The sequence below is a fragment of the Senegalimassilia anaerobia JC110 genome, from assembly GCF_000236865.1.
GTDB classification, from domain to species: Bacteria; Actinomycetota; Coriobacteriia; order Coriobacteriales; family Eggerthellaceae; genus Senegalimassilia; species Senegalimassilia anaerobia.
Window position 1 is genome coordinate 117,838 of sequence record NZ_HE611017.1, and the last position, 12,879, is coordinate 130,716.

A 12,879-nucleotide genomic window follows, 5' to 3' on the forward strand; every position below is an offset into this window, starting at 1 on the left:
CTGCGACTACAATAATGTTGCAAACCAACAAGCAAGGAAGAGAGCGCATGTCAACGTTCGAGCAAGCGAAAGAAGTGTTGAAGCGCTGCTTCGGGCACGACGGGTTCCGCCCGGAGCAGGAAAGGGCCATCAGGTCCATCATGGGGAAGCGGGACGTGCTCGCCGTCATGTCCACCGGGGCGGGCAAATCGCTCATCTACCAGGTCCCCGCCGTCGCGCTCGGCGGCACCTCCATCGTGGTCTCTCCCCTGGTCTCGCTCATGAGCGACCAGGTGGGGAAGCTCGTTGAACTGGGCCTGCATCCGGCTTTCCTTAACAACACGCTCAGCCTTCGGGCACAGGAAAAGGTTCGGAACCGCATCAAAAGCGGCGAATTCCAGATCCTGTACGTTGCGCCGGAGCGCTTGTCGAACCCGGCCTTCCTGTCAGCCGTCGAGAACCTCGCGATCCCCCTCGTCGCCGTCGACGAGGCCCACTGCATCAGCGAATGGGGCCACGACTTCCGCAGCGACTACCGCGAGATCAGCGCGTTCATCGAGCGGTTCGACCAGCGCCCGACCGTGGTCGCGCTGACGGCGACGGCGACCCCGAGGGTCCGCAAGGACATCGCCAGGTCCCTTGGCCTGCAAAACCCCTTGGAGATAGTCTCCTCGTTCGACCGCGCCAACCTTTCGCTTTCCGTTGTGCACATGCCCCACGACGAGCGCGAATCGTGGTGCGTGCGGACCGCGCGTTCGAGGGGAAGCGAGTGCGGCATCTTCTATTGCGTCACGATTTCCGAGGCCGAGCGGATCCACGACGCGCTCAAGCGAGCAGGCGTGCCCGCCGCGCTCTACCACGGCAAGCTGGACAACGATGCGAAGAAGGCGGCGCAAGAGGCGTTCATGCCTGGGCGGACGCCGGTGATGGTCGCGACGTCGGCTTTCGGCATGGGCATCGACAAGCCCGATGTGCGCTACGTGGTCTGCTGCGGCATGCCGCTTTCGGTCGAGAGCTACTATCAGCAGATTGGCCGCGCGGGGCGCGACGGAGAGCCCGCCGACACGATCATGCTATGGGACGAGCAAGACCTGCAAACCGCCTTGTTCATGGCGGAAGCGGGCGGCGAAGGCCAAAACGACCCGCAACGTTCCAGGCAAAAGGGGCTCGCTTTCGACATGCGGGATTTCTGCAGGGACGAAGACACCTGCCGGCGCGATCTCGTTTTGCGCTACTTCGGCGAGAAACCCCCCGATGACGGAGGGTGCGGAAGATGCGACAACTGCGCAGCGCCCGTCGGCGGCATCGTGCGCGCCGAGGACGCCAGGCCGCTGACGGACGACGAGCGCGATCTTTTCGCTAGCCTGAAGAGCGCGTGCGCTGCGATAGCGGAAGGCAGTGGCGCCGGCGGTGCTCCGACCGAACGCGCGTTGCGGGACATCTGCCGCAAAAGGCCGGGAAACCTCGAGCAGCTTCTGAGAGTCAACGGAATGACCGCAAAAGCCGCGCAAACGTATGGCGCCCAGATTCTCGCCGTGATTGAGACGGGCGGGGTCCCCGATTCCGTCAAGCCGCTCGAGATGCCAGAGGTGCCCGAGGAGCTGAGCGATGCTTTGATTGCGACGATTCAAGCGCTCGGCAGCGAAGCACGCAGGGCAGTTGTCCTCAAGGTAGCGTGCGGGAAAAGCGAACCTGGGGCCAAGGCCGACCCATACGAGAGCCTACCATGCTGGGGATCCGCCGGCCCCGACCGCAGCAAGGCGAAGCACGCCCTAGACGCGCTCATAGCCTGCGGAATCGTGTGGCAAAAGCCCGGAGAGAAATGCCTGCGCGTGATGGTGGTGGACTGAGTCGACTGGAAGAGGTGATTTTCATAAAAGCACATGTTCAAGGACGGAACGGCGTTCCGGGAAGCGTCAGCGCTTTTGATGCCTATCTCGGGTTTCGCGACATGGGGTTCGAAGTCGAGGTCTTCGACGATCCGGCAAGCTTGCAAGGCGCGCCGAGGGGAGATGTCGTCGTTGGCGGCGTCGGGGTCATTCGCGCTCGGCTGCGCGAGCTCGGCGTTGACTGCCCAAGCATCAACTACCCCGAAGAACTTAAGGCGTATCTCGGCCGCAGGGTTTGGCGCAGCACGATCGACCAGGTGAGCTGCGACGTCGAATCATGGCCCCTGTTCGTAAAGCCCGTCGAGGAGAAGCGCTTCACCAGCTGCGTCGTCGAATCGACCGCCGACCTTGTGGGGAAGGACTACCAGAGCGACAACTTCGAGGTCATCTGCAGCGATGCTATCGATATGCTGTCCGGTTTTGCATTCGTCAATCATGAAACCGGCATTGGGGATGCTGACTTTTCGTGCGAAAGCACTCATTCCGCCATTAAAGAACAGTTTCATTATGTCAAAGGGCATGAAGGCACTGTAAAGGTATAGGGCCACGGTAAACGGGATTGCTATCACAAACAGAGACGGCAGTTAATCCGATCTCTTTCAGCCTGTAAGACAGGCCCATCCAGAATGTAAAGTCGATTACTTTGCCACCGTCCCGCGAGCCCACAGTCGCCACCCGCCGACGCCGCCCATCGAGGGCCGTACCGCGCGAAGTCCCCGCCACTCCGGGTACTTCCGCCGGCTCGGTCGTGTTCTGTCGAGAGGATTATATTGGCGATGGCCGTTCGTCAGCCTAAGCGAGCATTCGCTGTCGGGCACAATGGCAGTACAGGAGATTCGTCCGTTCTAGACGGCAAACGGCCGAGCGATTGAGTTTCGCTCGGCCTTTGCTCCTTTAAGCTGACTGATTCTAATTTAGGAAGAAATCATCGACTTCTTCGAGCGTGTGCAGGATTTCGCCATCCGGGACGTTAAGGCTTACCGCTAACTCAACGGAGCCAGAAAAAGCCATGGCGGCATTTGGGGAGAAAGCCTTTTCTAGAAGACTAATGTATTCGCTCATATTCTCACGAAGGCCACTGATGCATGCGGCGTATTCGCCATCGAGCTCTGTATCGAGGGCCTTCAGCTCCTGGGCATAGTGTGCGAGCAGCTCCGCCTCCCGTTTGTTATAGAAATCCTTTCCCAATTCGTACACGGTCGTTCCTACGGCGTTGCCGACGAGGGCGCCCAGAACCGGGATTGGAATGGCAACCTGGCCCACGAAGCTTGAGAACGCGCTCACAGACGCATCGAGGCACGCGATTTCGGAGTTTTCTATAAACTCGATCTCCGTAAGCTCGCCGCTGCGGAACCCGTAAGCGCATTCAGCGACACCGAATGATGCCGTAACCAGCGCGCTTGCAACAGATGAGGGGGTAGCCGTGTAGTTATTCAGCCAATAAACAGCTCCGCCGCGAACGCCACCTTTGACGAGTCCCATGCCGGAATCTATGGCGATTTCCTCCCAGTCATCCTGGGTCAAGTCGCCGATACGCTTTCCGTTCACGAGATGGCGCTTCATTGAAATGGCGAATGCCGTTCCCGCTTCCAGAACGGCACCAGCCGCCGCGGCCTTCGCGTCCTCTTGGGGCGTGGGCTTGTGTTCCTCGTAAATGTCTTTCTTTATTCGCTCGCTCTCGTCTGCGAGTTTGCTCTTCTCCTCTGCCATTTTGTCGGCGATAGCGTTCTTTTGAACTTCCGAGTACTCGAATTTGGAGGCTTCAAGGTCATCGATGCTGAACCCGCTTGAGTCGAAGAACTCATGGATGCTTCTCCAGGTTGAGTAAGACGGGCCGCCGGTCGAGGACGCCAGCTTGGCCGCTTCCTCCTTTGGCATCTCATACAGGAAGCGCACCGCGTCGAGATGGTCCTTCGGAATCTGATAGATGCCGTCTTTGTCGAGGAAATCGGGGTACTTCTGCAAATGGGCAGCCACAGCGTCCAGGGAGAACTTGCCGCCGGCGTTCACGAACTTGACCTGTATCTCGACGCCGTTGCGCAAAAGGTCGGCGGGGCCGTTGTCATTAACCCATTCCATTACCGGTTTATCGCCATGGACGAGGCTCTGCGCGTTCTCCAGCCCGCATTCGGCCACCTCGGCGATGAACCCATGGACGCCCTTGTTGCCGCCCCTGTTCGCAACGACGAGGCTCTCGATCTTCCCGAGCGCCCAGTTCATGGACTCCATTGCGGAATCGAGGTTCTGATCTTGGCGGTTGAGACTCTCGATGAGGTCGTCGATTCTCATCTGGTTGATCAAGCCGATCCATGCGGCGACGGCCTGCTCCTGGGTGCTCTTGACTACTTTCTCTGCATTCATGGCTATTCGCCGTCCTGAGTGGCCACCCTCTCGACGATGAGGCTGCCCAGGGACTTCGCGTTGTTCACCAAAGAGCCCAAGGCCAGCTTCTCGTCGTCGGAGATGGAAAGGTAGTCGGCGCCATGCAGGCGGCATGAGGACATAAAGGACCCGGACAGCTCTTCACGAAGGGCATCGGTCTTTGCCCTGAGCGCCCCGATCGCTGCGGACGTCTCCCTAAGAGCCTCGGTGTTCCGCTTCACTGACAAGAGCTCCTCGTGCTTTTCCTTGGCGATCTCGTGCTGTTTTTTCACGAAGAGTGCAATGGAGGCAAGCAACGTGGCGCCTGCGACGCCCCACCCGATGGGGCCTGCCATTGCCAGGAAAGCGCTACCGCCGGCCATTCCGCCGCCTCCGGCAGCCAATGCGCCTCCGCCGAGCCAGGCCATCGCCGCGTTCGTCGCGGCAGCGCCCGACAGCGTAGAGATCGCGGCGCCCGTGGAGGCGGTGCCGAAAGTTGTGGCAACCCACATGGCGGCGGATGGGGCGATGCTGGCAACGGCCATGCCCGCTGCAACGCCGGCGCCGGCGCTGGCTGCCGATTTCCGTGCCGAGTCCAGCTCTTCGCGGGCGAAGGCCTCCGATTCCTTGAAGCTTCGCTTCCTGTGGGACACCTCCTCGATATCCTCCACGAACGACTTCGGCGTATTCGCAATCGAGTTCACCAAGTCGGTAACGAGGTCCAGCAGGTCGATACTCCTCAGCCTGGACTGGTAGAGCTCGATTCCTTCCGATTCCAGATCGGTATAGGTTTGGTTGTAGTCGATGATGGCGAGCTCGTACTCATCCGGTTCTTTCGCCCTAGCATTCTCGACGCCTTGCTTGACCCCATCGGCGATTTCTCCTGCTTTGCCCGCAACGGCGGCGACGGCGCCTTGGGCACCGGCTGCCGCAGCGCTTGCGGCATTTGCGGCTCCTTCAGCCACATCGCCGAGCATTTTCACCATATGTTCCGGAGCTGGACCTTGAGATTGGGCCGATGCGTCAACGTTTCGCTCGTCAGCAAATTCATTGTTGTATTTGAAGCTCTTCGACTCTGGGCCGTCCTTGATCACATCACCAATGCCCTGAACGGCATCCTTTGCCTTGCTTGCGATGTCTCCGAAAGCCTGTCCCGTCTGATTAGCGGCGCATTGCGCAGCATTCGATGCCTGTTCGGCAGCACTTGCGATTCCTTTTCCTGCAGCGACCGCAGCTTTCTGTGCCTCTTTTATTGGGTCGAATCCTTTATCAAACAAGCCCATCGCCCCGCCTTTCCACGTTTGCAATCTGAGCTCATTATCCCACCAAGAGAAATAGCCCTGAGCAGCAATTTGACCATAGGAAATTATCTAGGTTCTAGCAGCTGCAGCGGTCAATGGCAACCGTATTTCGCGTACTCGCCCTCATTCATAACGCCGAACTTGTCGCCACTCAGCGCATAACCCAGGGCCAACGATACACTGGTAGTGCGGCAGTTGCGGCACCGGGCGCTATCGAGAGGAATCCCGCTTCTCTCTTTCGTCTATGACATCCCAAGTGACCAGGGCTTACGGGGGGGGCTTCGGTCGCATTTCGGAATGGCGTCAACAGAGCCGAATCCGAGCACGCTTAGATTGATACTGGCAGCGCGTGCTTCATCAAGTTCTTGCCGACAAAGGAGATACGAGCAAAATGCTAAATGAGGTCTAGCCCACCGCCTATAGCGACTCCGCTCGTGACTTGATACCAAGAGCAACGCTAACACCTATCACCGCCACTGCTAGAATCGGAACAGGATTGTAAAGGCGCATGTTCAGTACGATCTCGTTAATTCAACAGCGAAGAGCACCTAATCAACGAGTAATTCCCCAAAGAAGGAATCTGCCAATGATACCCATTGAAGAGTTCGAAGAGATTTACAACTTGATTCCTGGCGAGCCCGAGTTCGAGCTTTGGTTCGACGAAGACGGCCCCAGCTATATGATCATCAAGTATGCCGATTGCGCTACTTTCCAGCGTTGCGGTAACGGGCCCCACAGCAGTGGTGAGTTCGAATACCCAAGCCTAGACGCACTTCTTGGCGCCAATCTCCTCGACGGATTGAATCTTCGCAGGGACTGGAGTCGTATTCAAGGCATCATCGCATCGGACAGCTGGCGTCTAAACAGCCCGAACGACCTTCAACATCTGAAACAACATTATCATCGCAACTAAAGCTCGCGTGTCACATCCGGCCACCATGCGGACAAAAGCTATGCCCCGCATGCAAGCAGGTCAGAAGACCGGCTGATCGTCTAAGACCGAACCCCACTACTAACCCCAAGAAGCCCCGAGCAGCACCGCAAGCGCTATCCGGGCAAGCACACATTCGCCCGCCGCTGGCCGCCCCCCAAAAATCCCCCGGCAGCGCCACACAGCGCTGCCGGGGGAAACCTCACAGCAAGCAACCTTTACCCCGCGTCAACCCGGGGGCCCTTACTCGCCGTCCTCGTATACCACGTTGCCGGCGCAGATGGTGTACTTCACCTTCCCGTAAAGGTCCTCTCCCGCAAACGGGGTGTTCGCCGCCTTCGAGACGAACTTCGGTCCCACATGCCAGCGTTCGCCTTCGTTGAAGATCACCAGGTCGGCGTCGGCGCCTTCCGCGATCGCGCCTTTCTCCAGCTTGTAGAGCTTCGCCGGGTTCAGGCTCATCTTCTCGATCAGCTGCATAAGCGTCAGATGCCCCTTGCGCACAAGGTTCGTGATGCCCAGGGCAAGCGCGGTCTCCAGCCCGATGATGCCGCTGGGCGCCTCGGCGAACGGCTTGGCCTTCTCCTCGGCGGAATGCGGCGCGTGGTCGGTGGCGATGATGTCGATCGCGCCGTCCTTCAGGCCCTCGATGATGGCGTAGCGGTCCGCCTGCGTTCGCAGCGGCGGGTTCATCTTCGCCATCGTGCCCTTCTCCAGCACGGCGTCCTCGGTCAGCGAGAAATGGTGCGGTGTGGCCTCGGCCGTCACATGCGCGCCCATCTCCTTCGCCAGGCGCACCAGCTGCACGGAGTTCGCCGAGCTGATGTGCTGGATGTTCACCCGCGCGCCCGTGTGCAGCGCCAGCATGCAGTCGCGCGCCACCAGCACGTCCTCGGCCAGCGCCGGCGCGCCGCCCAGCCCCAGCGCCTTCGACACGGCACCCTGGTTCACGCCCGGCGACTCGATGAACGCGCGGTCCTCCTCATGGAACGAAAGCGGCAGGTCGAGCTTCGCCGCGCGCTCCATCGCGCACTTGACCAGGGCCTCGTCCATCAACGGGATGCCATCGTCGGTGAATCCCGCGGCCCCGTGGGCGGCAAGCTCCTCCATGTCCACCAGCTCGCGCCCCTGCATGCCGCGGCTGATGGTCGCGCACGTCAGCACGTTGATGCCGCAGCGCGCCCCGCGCTCGAGCACGTAACCGAGCGTCTCCACGTTGTCCACGGGCGGCTTCGTGTTCGCCATGCACACCACGCTGGTGAACCCGCCCGCGGCGGCCGACGCGGCGCCGCTTTCGATGTCCTCCTTGTACGTGAAGCCCGGATCGCGAAAGTGCACGTGCACGTCCACCAGGCCCGGAGCCACCACGCAGCCCTTCGCCTCGATGATGCGCTCATAGTCCTCCGAGCGCTGGTACTTGCCGATTTTCGCTATCTTGCCGCCGTCTATCACCAGGTCGAGCACATCGTCGATGCCGCGCGCAGGGTCGATGACGCGGCCGTCTTTCACCAGGATCATAGCGCCTCTTCCTTCAAATGCTCGTACATCACCATCGCGCCGTCGAGGATCGATTCGATGGTGGCGAACTCCTTCTTGTTGTGGCTGATGCCCTTCACGCACGGGATGAACACCATGCCCGTGTCGCAGATGTGCGCGAACGACATGGCGTCGTGACCTGCGCCGCTGATCATCAGCCGATGCGGGATGCGCAGGCGCTTCGCCGCGTCGAGCAGCTTCTGCTGGGTCTCGGACGACATTTCGATGGGCGGGATGTCGGAGGTTTTCTCGCGGAAGTACTTGAGGCGGCGCTTCTCGCAGATGCGCGTGCACGCGGCCTTCAGGCGCGCCTCCATGCGGTCGAGGCTGGCCACGTCGATGCCGCGCATGTCGATGCCCAGCTCCACCTCGCCGGGGATGACGTTGAGCGCGTTGGGATGGTTCGTTATGACGCCCACCGTGGCCACGGACTGGTGCATGGCCTCGGATTTGCCGATCTCCTCGACTTCCAAGATGATCTCGGCCGCCGCCGCGAGCGCGTCGGAGCGCATGCCCATGGGCGTGGCACCCGAATGCTCCGCGTTGCCGTGCACGTGCACCTTGAAGCGGCGCGGGCCGGCGATGGTGCTCACGATGCCCACGGCGTCGCCGTATTCCTCCAGGACCTTGCCTTGCTCGATGTGCAGCTCAAGGTACTCGCGAATGCCCTGGATACGCTCGGGCGTCAGGCTGTAGCCCTTGCGGTCGAACACCTCGTGCAGCGTTTCGCCCTGTTTGCTCACGGCCTCGCCCACGTCGTGCTTGTAGATCTCTTTGGTGATAAGGCCGCTGCCGATAGTGCTCCTGCCGAAGTTGCTGGACTCCTCGCAGCGCATGGCGCCCACGCGAATGGGCAGGTCAAGGCCATCGCGTTCGACCCAGCCCATCACCAGCAGCCCGGCGATGATGCCCGCGACGCCGTCGTAGCGCCCGCCTTCGATCACCGAATCCAGGTGCGAGCCGACCAGCCAATAGGGCTCGTCCATGCTATACCGCGGACGGTACAGGTAGGTGTTGCCCACCTGATCGGCGAAGTGGCCGTAGCCCTTCTCCTCGCCGAGCGCGCACAGGGCCCGGTGCATCTCGTCCTCGACCTCGGTGTAGCCAAGCCGGGTCACGCCGCCCGACTCGCAGCTGCCGATGCCGTAGAACCGGTCGAAAAGGTATTCTGCATACTCAACGTCTTCGATAGCGTGCCGCATAGCTTCTCCTTTCGCATATCGGCATAGTAATCCAACACGCTGCAGCGACCCGCGACCACCACTGAAACCGCACTTCACAGGCAGAAAGCACGGTTTATGCGCCGCGATGGGCCCACGCAACCGACGCTCTCCCGGCCGTTGTATTTCAGGAACGTAAATTCTGCAATAAACCCTTGCAAATACTCGATATGAGAGTATTTTCATTGAAAGTTTGACCGCTTGCGGAATGGGATGGAAATCACTATGCCACACAAAGAAAAAGCTTCCGAGATGAAGCACTACGCCGGCAAAGCCGTGTTCTCCGCGGCTATCGGCCACGCGCTCGACGGCCTGGACCTCATGATCTTGAGCTTCGCGCTCTCCGGCATCATCGCCACCTTCGGCGTTGACAACGCCACCGCCGGCTCGCTCACGTCCATCACGCTGGCGGGCGCCTTCCTAGGCGGCCTGGTCTTCGGCACGCTGGCCGACAAGCTCGGCCGCATCAGGGTGCTCACCTACTCGGTCATCTTCTTCGGCGTGTTCACCCTGTGCTCGGCCTTCGCCCCCAACTTCGAGCTGATGGCGCTGTTCCGCTTCCTGGCGGGCCTGGGCATCGGCGCCGAGTTCGGCCTGGGCATGGCCATCGCCTCCGAGGTTTCCAGCCCCGCTAATCGCGCGAAGGCCACTTCCGCCGTCGGCCTGGGCTTCCAGGTAGGCGTGCTGGTCGCCTCGCTGGCTTCCGCGCCCATCATCGCCGCCTTCGGCTGGCGCGGCCTGTTCGCGGTCGGCGTCGTTCCCGCCATCATCGCCATCATCATCCGCGCGTTCGTTCCCGAGCCGCCCATCTTCGAAGAGCACAAGGCCTCCGGCAAAAAGCACGGCAACCTGACCAGCCTGTTCAATTCGCCCACGCGCATCAAGTATTCCGTGATCATCATCATCCTGTGCACCGTGCAGAACGCCGGCTACTTCGGCATCATGACCTGGCTGCCGAAGTATCTCAACGGCGAGCTTGGCCTGAGCCTGACCTCCACCGGCATGTGGACCGCTGTCACCGTCATCGGCATGATGATCGGCATCTCGGTGTTCGGCTGGCTGGCCGACAAGGCCGGCCGTCGCCCCGCGTTCTGGACCTTCCAGATCGGCGCCGCCGTCATGATCATCATCTACAGCCAGCTGACCAACCCCACGGCGCTGCTGTTCGGCGGCTTCTTCATGGGCATGTTCGCCAACGGCATGATCGGCGGCTACGGCACGCTGATCGCCGAGCTGTTCCCCACCGAGGTGCGCGGCACGGCGCAGACCGCGTTGTACAACGCCGGCCGATTCATCGGCGGCGCGTCGGCCCCGGTTGTCATCCCTATCATCGCCGCCGGCCACGGCTTCGGCTTCGCCATCGGCTGCGTGGCCTGCATCTACGTGGTCGCGTTCATCGCCATGTTCTTCCTGCCCGAGAAGAAGGGCTCCGACCTGGAGTAACGGGCTGCAAGCTGGCATGGCGCGCCGAGTGCGCTATGCCAGTTCGATCACGCTTGCAAGTTTGCAAAGGCGTCGTCCCCGCAAGGGGCGGCGCCTTTTTGTTGCAGCTAGCACGAAAAACGCGACGACTCACCGACCCCCTGTCACGCTGTCGCGACACGCCCGGCACCGTTGCGCTCGCCCATACCCTGTCGCAAGATCGAAAAGACGATACGTCTGCGTTTTAACCTCGCATCCGGCACTAGCCCGCTTCGGGAAAGCCTCATACGCCCAGCTCACAGGCTTGGACGATTGCAGGCTACTGCGCCGTACGCCATTTAAACACAGACGTATCGACTTTCCGCCCCGCAGCACCCGTTCCCAATGCGACGCATGCGGGCCGGGCATCAAAAAAGCCCCTGCGCAGCACACGCAGGGGCTTTCAGCTACCTGTTTAAGAAAGCGGTGGGTTACAGACGAACCACGTTGCTTGCCTGGAGCTTGCCGTTCTGACCAGTGGTCACGTCGAAGGAAACAGCCTGGCCCTCGTCGAGGGTCTTGAAGCCGTCCATCTTGATCTCAGAGAAGTGCACGAACAGGTCCTCGCCGTCGTTCTGAGAGATGAAGCCGTAACCCTTCTCGGGGTTAAACCACTTAACAGTACCTTCCGCCATTTTAAATCCTCTTTTCTCTCCCGCGCTATCGCACGGGGGTAACACTGCGCGTTGCATGGCGGCAACACTCGCCCTCACCTCGAGAGCACGCGTTCCATCATACGCTAACAGCCAAAGAAAACGTCCGGGAATCTGGCAGGGCGGGAAGATTTAACGTTGTGTTGTCAATGCAGCGCGATCGGCGGCCGGAAAGGAGGGGCGACCCCGATGGACTCGCCGCAGGCAGCATCCAGACGCAGCGCCAGAAACGATCGCGGGCGCAGGCGCCAACCGGGCTTGTCGACGGGTTAACCGGCAAACTGCCCGCCGGCATGCAAGGACCCGAGCAGCCCGTCGCCAGCCCTACCTTGCGCGGAACCCCAGAAGGCTACGGCACTGACGGCACTACCTCGCGCGCAGCTCCCAAAACGCTACGGCGCTGGCGGCGGCGACGTTGAGGCTGTCCACGCCGTGAGCCATGGGGATCTTCACCGTGTAGTCGCAGGCGGCGATGGTCGAGGGGAACAGGCCCGCTCCCTCGGTGCCGAGCACCATAGCCAAGCGCTCGCACTCGGCAAGCCGTGGGTCGCCCAGCGCAAGCGAGCGGTCCTCGAGCGCTAGCGCCGCCACCTTGAACCCGGCTGCATGCAGCAGCGGGACGCCCTCGGCGGCCCATTGGCGCTGCGTGCCGATGCGCGTCCACGGCACCTGCAGCACCGTGCCCTGGCTCGTACGGCTGGCGCGGCGGAACAGCGGGTCGTGGCATGAGGGCGTGACCAGCACGGCATCGATGCCGAACGCGTGCGCGGCACGGAATGCGCTGCCGATGTTGGCGTAGTTGCCCACGTCCTCGAGCACGGCAATGCGGCAGGCGCCAGCGAGCAGCTGCGCAGGATCGGGCAGCGCAGGGCGCTCGAAGGCCGCCACGGGACCACGCACGATCTTGTAGCCGGTGACCTGGGAGAATAATGCGTCGGGGACGCACAGCACCGGGCAGTCGGGGTGCTGCGCGAGCAGCTGGCGAGCGAGCAGCGCGGCGTCGCCGGCCCAGGACTCGCTTACCAGGAAGGAGCGAGGACGGGCGCCGGCCTCGATAGCCGCCGCGATAACCGCGCGCGACTCCGCCATGAACAAGCCGGCAGGCGCATCGGGCCAATCGGCCAAATCGGCATCGCGCACACGCGCATACGGCGCCAAGCGCTCATCATTTGCGCTGGTCAAGTGTTCATACGGCATAGCGCGTTTCCCTTCGTCTGCAAAAGCTGGTGAGTCAATGCCACACGGGGCGATCGATTCATTATCTCAGATATGATAAGGCTCCGTCGCGTTGCCAACGGAGCCTTACCTGCAGTTGATAAATGCGGCGAATAGATAGCCGTCGCACGAAAATTTGCACAAAAGTTTTTTGAAGGTGCGGCAGTGCATGCGCACGCACTGCCGCGGGTAAGCGCTTAGACGCCGGCGCGGGATGGTCAACCGCGCCGGTCTTTGAGCCCTGCGACGACGGACACGACGTCCTGGCGCGGGCCGGTCCCTAAAAGGACGGGCGAGCGGGGCCGGCGAAAAGGCTAAGCGGTGATGACGGTG

10 protein-coding genes are annotated in these 12,879 nt (G+C 61.4%); 4 read left to right on the forward strand and 6 right to left on the reverse strand.

The window, feature by feature from the left end; translation table 11 throughout:
• Positions 1 to 47 precede the first annotated feature (47 nt).
• Together SFHG_RS08830 and SFHG_RS08835 are read left to right on the forward strand one after the other, a co-directional pair.
• Positions 48 to 1,829 (forward strand): RecQ family ATP-dependent DNA helicase, encoded by a 1,782-nt coding sequence (locus SFHG_RS08830; RefSeq protein WP_052297909.1) that lies wholly within the window; start codon positions 48 to 50, stop codon positions 1,827 to 1,829.
• Complete coding sequence (locus tag SFHG_RS08835) at positions 1,802 to 2,410, forward strand: ATP-grasp domain-containing protein (protein WP_148514836.1); 609 nt, start codon at positions 1,802 to 1,804, stop codon at positions 2,408 to 2,410. The genes SFHG_RS08830 and SFHG_RS08835 overlap by 28 nt, the downstream gene beginning before the upstream one ends.
• 367 nt (positions 2,411 to 2,777) lie before the next feature.
• Here SFHG_RS08835 and SFHG_RS08840 read toward each other — a convergent pair whose 3' ends face one another.
• Entirely contained in the window at positions 2,778 to 4,229 is a 1,452-nt protein-coding gene (locus SFHG_RS08840) for a hypothetical protein (protein WP_042436465.1), read from the reverse strand.
• Between the two features lie 2 nt (positions 4,230 to 4,231).
• Entirely contained in the window at positions 4,232 to 5,536 is a 1,305-nt protein-coding gene (locus SFHG_RS08845) for a hypothetical protein (protein WP_162096588.1), read from the reverse strand.
• A 580-nt stretch (positions 5,537 to 6,116) separates the two neighbouring features.
• Here SFHG_RS08845 and SFHG_RS08850 point away from each other — a divergent pair.
• A complete protein-coding gene (locus tag SFHG_RS08850; protein WP_052297911.1) occupies positions 6,117 to 6,443 on the forward strand; it encodes a hypothetical protein in 327 nt (108 codons plus the stop codon).
• Positions 6,444 to 6,704: 261 nt separating this feature from the next.
• Here the strand turns inward: SFHG_RS08850 and SFHG_RS08855 are convergent, their stop codons facing one another.
• Positions 6,705 to 7,979 carry a dihydroorotase gene (locus tag SFHG_RS08855; protein WP_187364765.1) on the reverse strand — a complete coding sequence of 425 codons (1,275 nt, stop codon included), beginning with the start codon at positions 7,977 to 7,979 and terminating at the stop codon, positions 6,705 to 6,707.
• Positions 7,976 to 9,199: a hydantoinase/carbamoylase family amidase gene (locus tag SFHG_RS08860; RefSeq protein ID WP_042436467.1), complete on the reverse strand. Its 1,224-nt coding sequence runs from the start codon at positions 9,197 to 9,199 to the stop codon at positions 7,976 to 7,978. The genes SFHG_RS08855 and SFHG_RS08860 overlap by 4 nt, the downstream gene beginning before the upstream one ends.
• 243 nt (positions 9,200 to 9,442) lie before the next feature.
• Between SFHG_RS08860 and SFHG_RS08865 the strand changes: the two genes are divergently transcribed.
• Positions 9,443 to 10,660: an MFS transporter gene (locus tag SFHG_RS08865; RefSeq protein ID WP_187364766.1), complete on the forward strand. Its 1,218-nt coding sequence runs from the start codon at positions 9,443 to 9,445 to the stop codon at positions 10,658 to 10,660.
• A gap of 449 nt (positions 10,661 to 11,109) precedes the next feature.
• Here SFHG_RS08865 and SFHG_RS08870 read toward each other — a convergent pair whose 3' ends face one another.
• Together SFHG_RS08870 and SFHG_RS08875 are read right to left on the reverse strand one after the other, a co-directional pair.
• Positions 11,110 to 11,313 (reverse strand): cold-shock protein, encoded by a 204-nt coding sequence (locus SFHG_RS08870; protein WP_042436473.1) that lies wholly within the window; start codon positions 11,311 to 11,313, stop codon positions 11,110 to 11,112.
• A 384-nt stretch (positions 11,314 to 11,697) separates the two neighbouring features.
• Positions 11,698 to 12,528 (reverse strand): TrmH family RNA methyltransferase, encoded by an 831-nt coding sequence (locus tag SFHG_RS08875; RefSeq protein ID WP_042436476.1) that lies wholly within the window; start codon positions 12,526 to 12,528, stop codon positions 11,698 to 11,700.
• Between the last annotated feature and the right edge of the window lie 351 nt (positions 12,529 to 12,879).

What these genes read in the sequence shown, in the direction of transcription:
- SFHG_RS08865 (WP_187364766.1), top strand. Translation starts at nt 9,443, where the DNA reads ATGCCACACAAAGAAAAAGCTTCCGAGATGAAGCACTACGCCGGCAAA.
- SFHG_RS08835 (WP_148514836.1), top strand. Translation starts at nt 1,802, where the DNA reads ATGCCTGCGCGTGATGGTGGTGGACTGAGTCGACTGGAAGAGGTGATT.
- SFHG_RS08860 (WP_042436467.1), bottom strand. Translation starts at nt 9,199, where the DNA reads ATGCGGCACGCTATCGAAGACGTTGAGTATGCAGAATACCTTTTCGAC.
- SFHG_RS08830 (WP_052297909.1), top strand. Translation starts at nt 48, where the DNA reads ATGTCAACGTTCGAGCAAGCGAAAGAAGTGTTGAAGCGCTGCTTCGGG.
- SFHG_RS08850 (WP_052297911.1), top strand. Translation starts at nt 6,117, where the DNA reads ATGATACCCATTGAAGAGTTCGAAGAGATTTACAACTTGATTCCTGGC.
- SFHG_RS08855 (WP_187364765.1), bottom strand. Translation starts at nt 7,979, where the DNA reads ATGATCCTGGTGAAAGACGGCCGCGTCATCGACCCTGCGCGCGGCATC.
- SFHG_RS08840 (WP_042436465.1), bottom strand. Translation starts at nt 4,229, where the DNA reads ATGAATGCAGAGAAAGTAGTCAAGAGCACCCAGGAGCAGGCCGTCGCC.
- SFHG_RS08870 (WP_042436473.1), bottom strand. Translation starts at nt 11,313, where the DNA reads ATGGCGGAAGGTACTGTTAAGTGGTTTAACCCCGAGAAGGGTTACGGC.
- SFHG_RS08875 (WP_042436476.1), bottom strand. Translation starts at nt 12,528, where the DNA reads ATGCCGTATGAACACTTGACCAGCGCAAATGATGAGCGCTTGGCGCCG.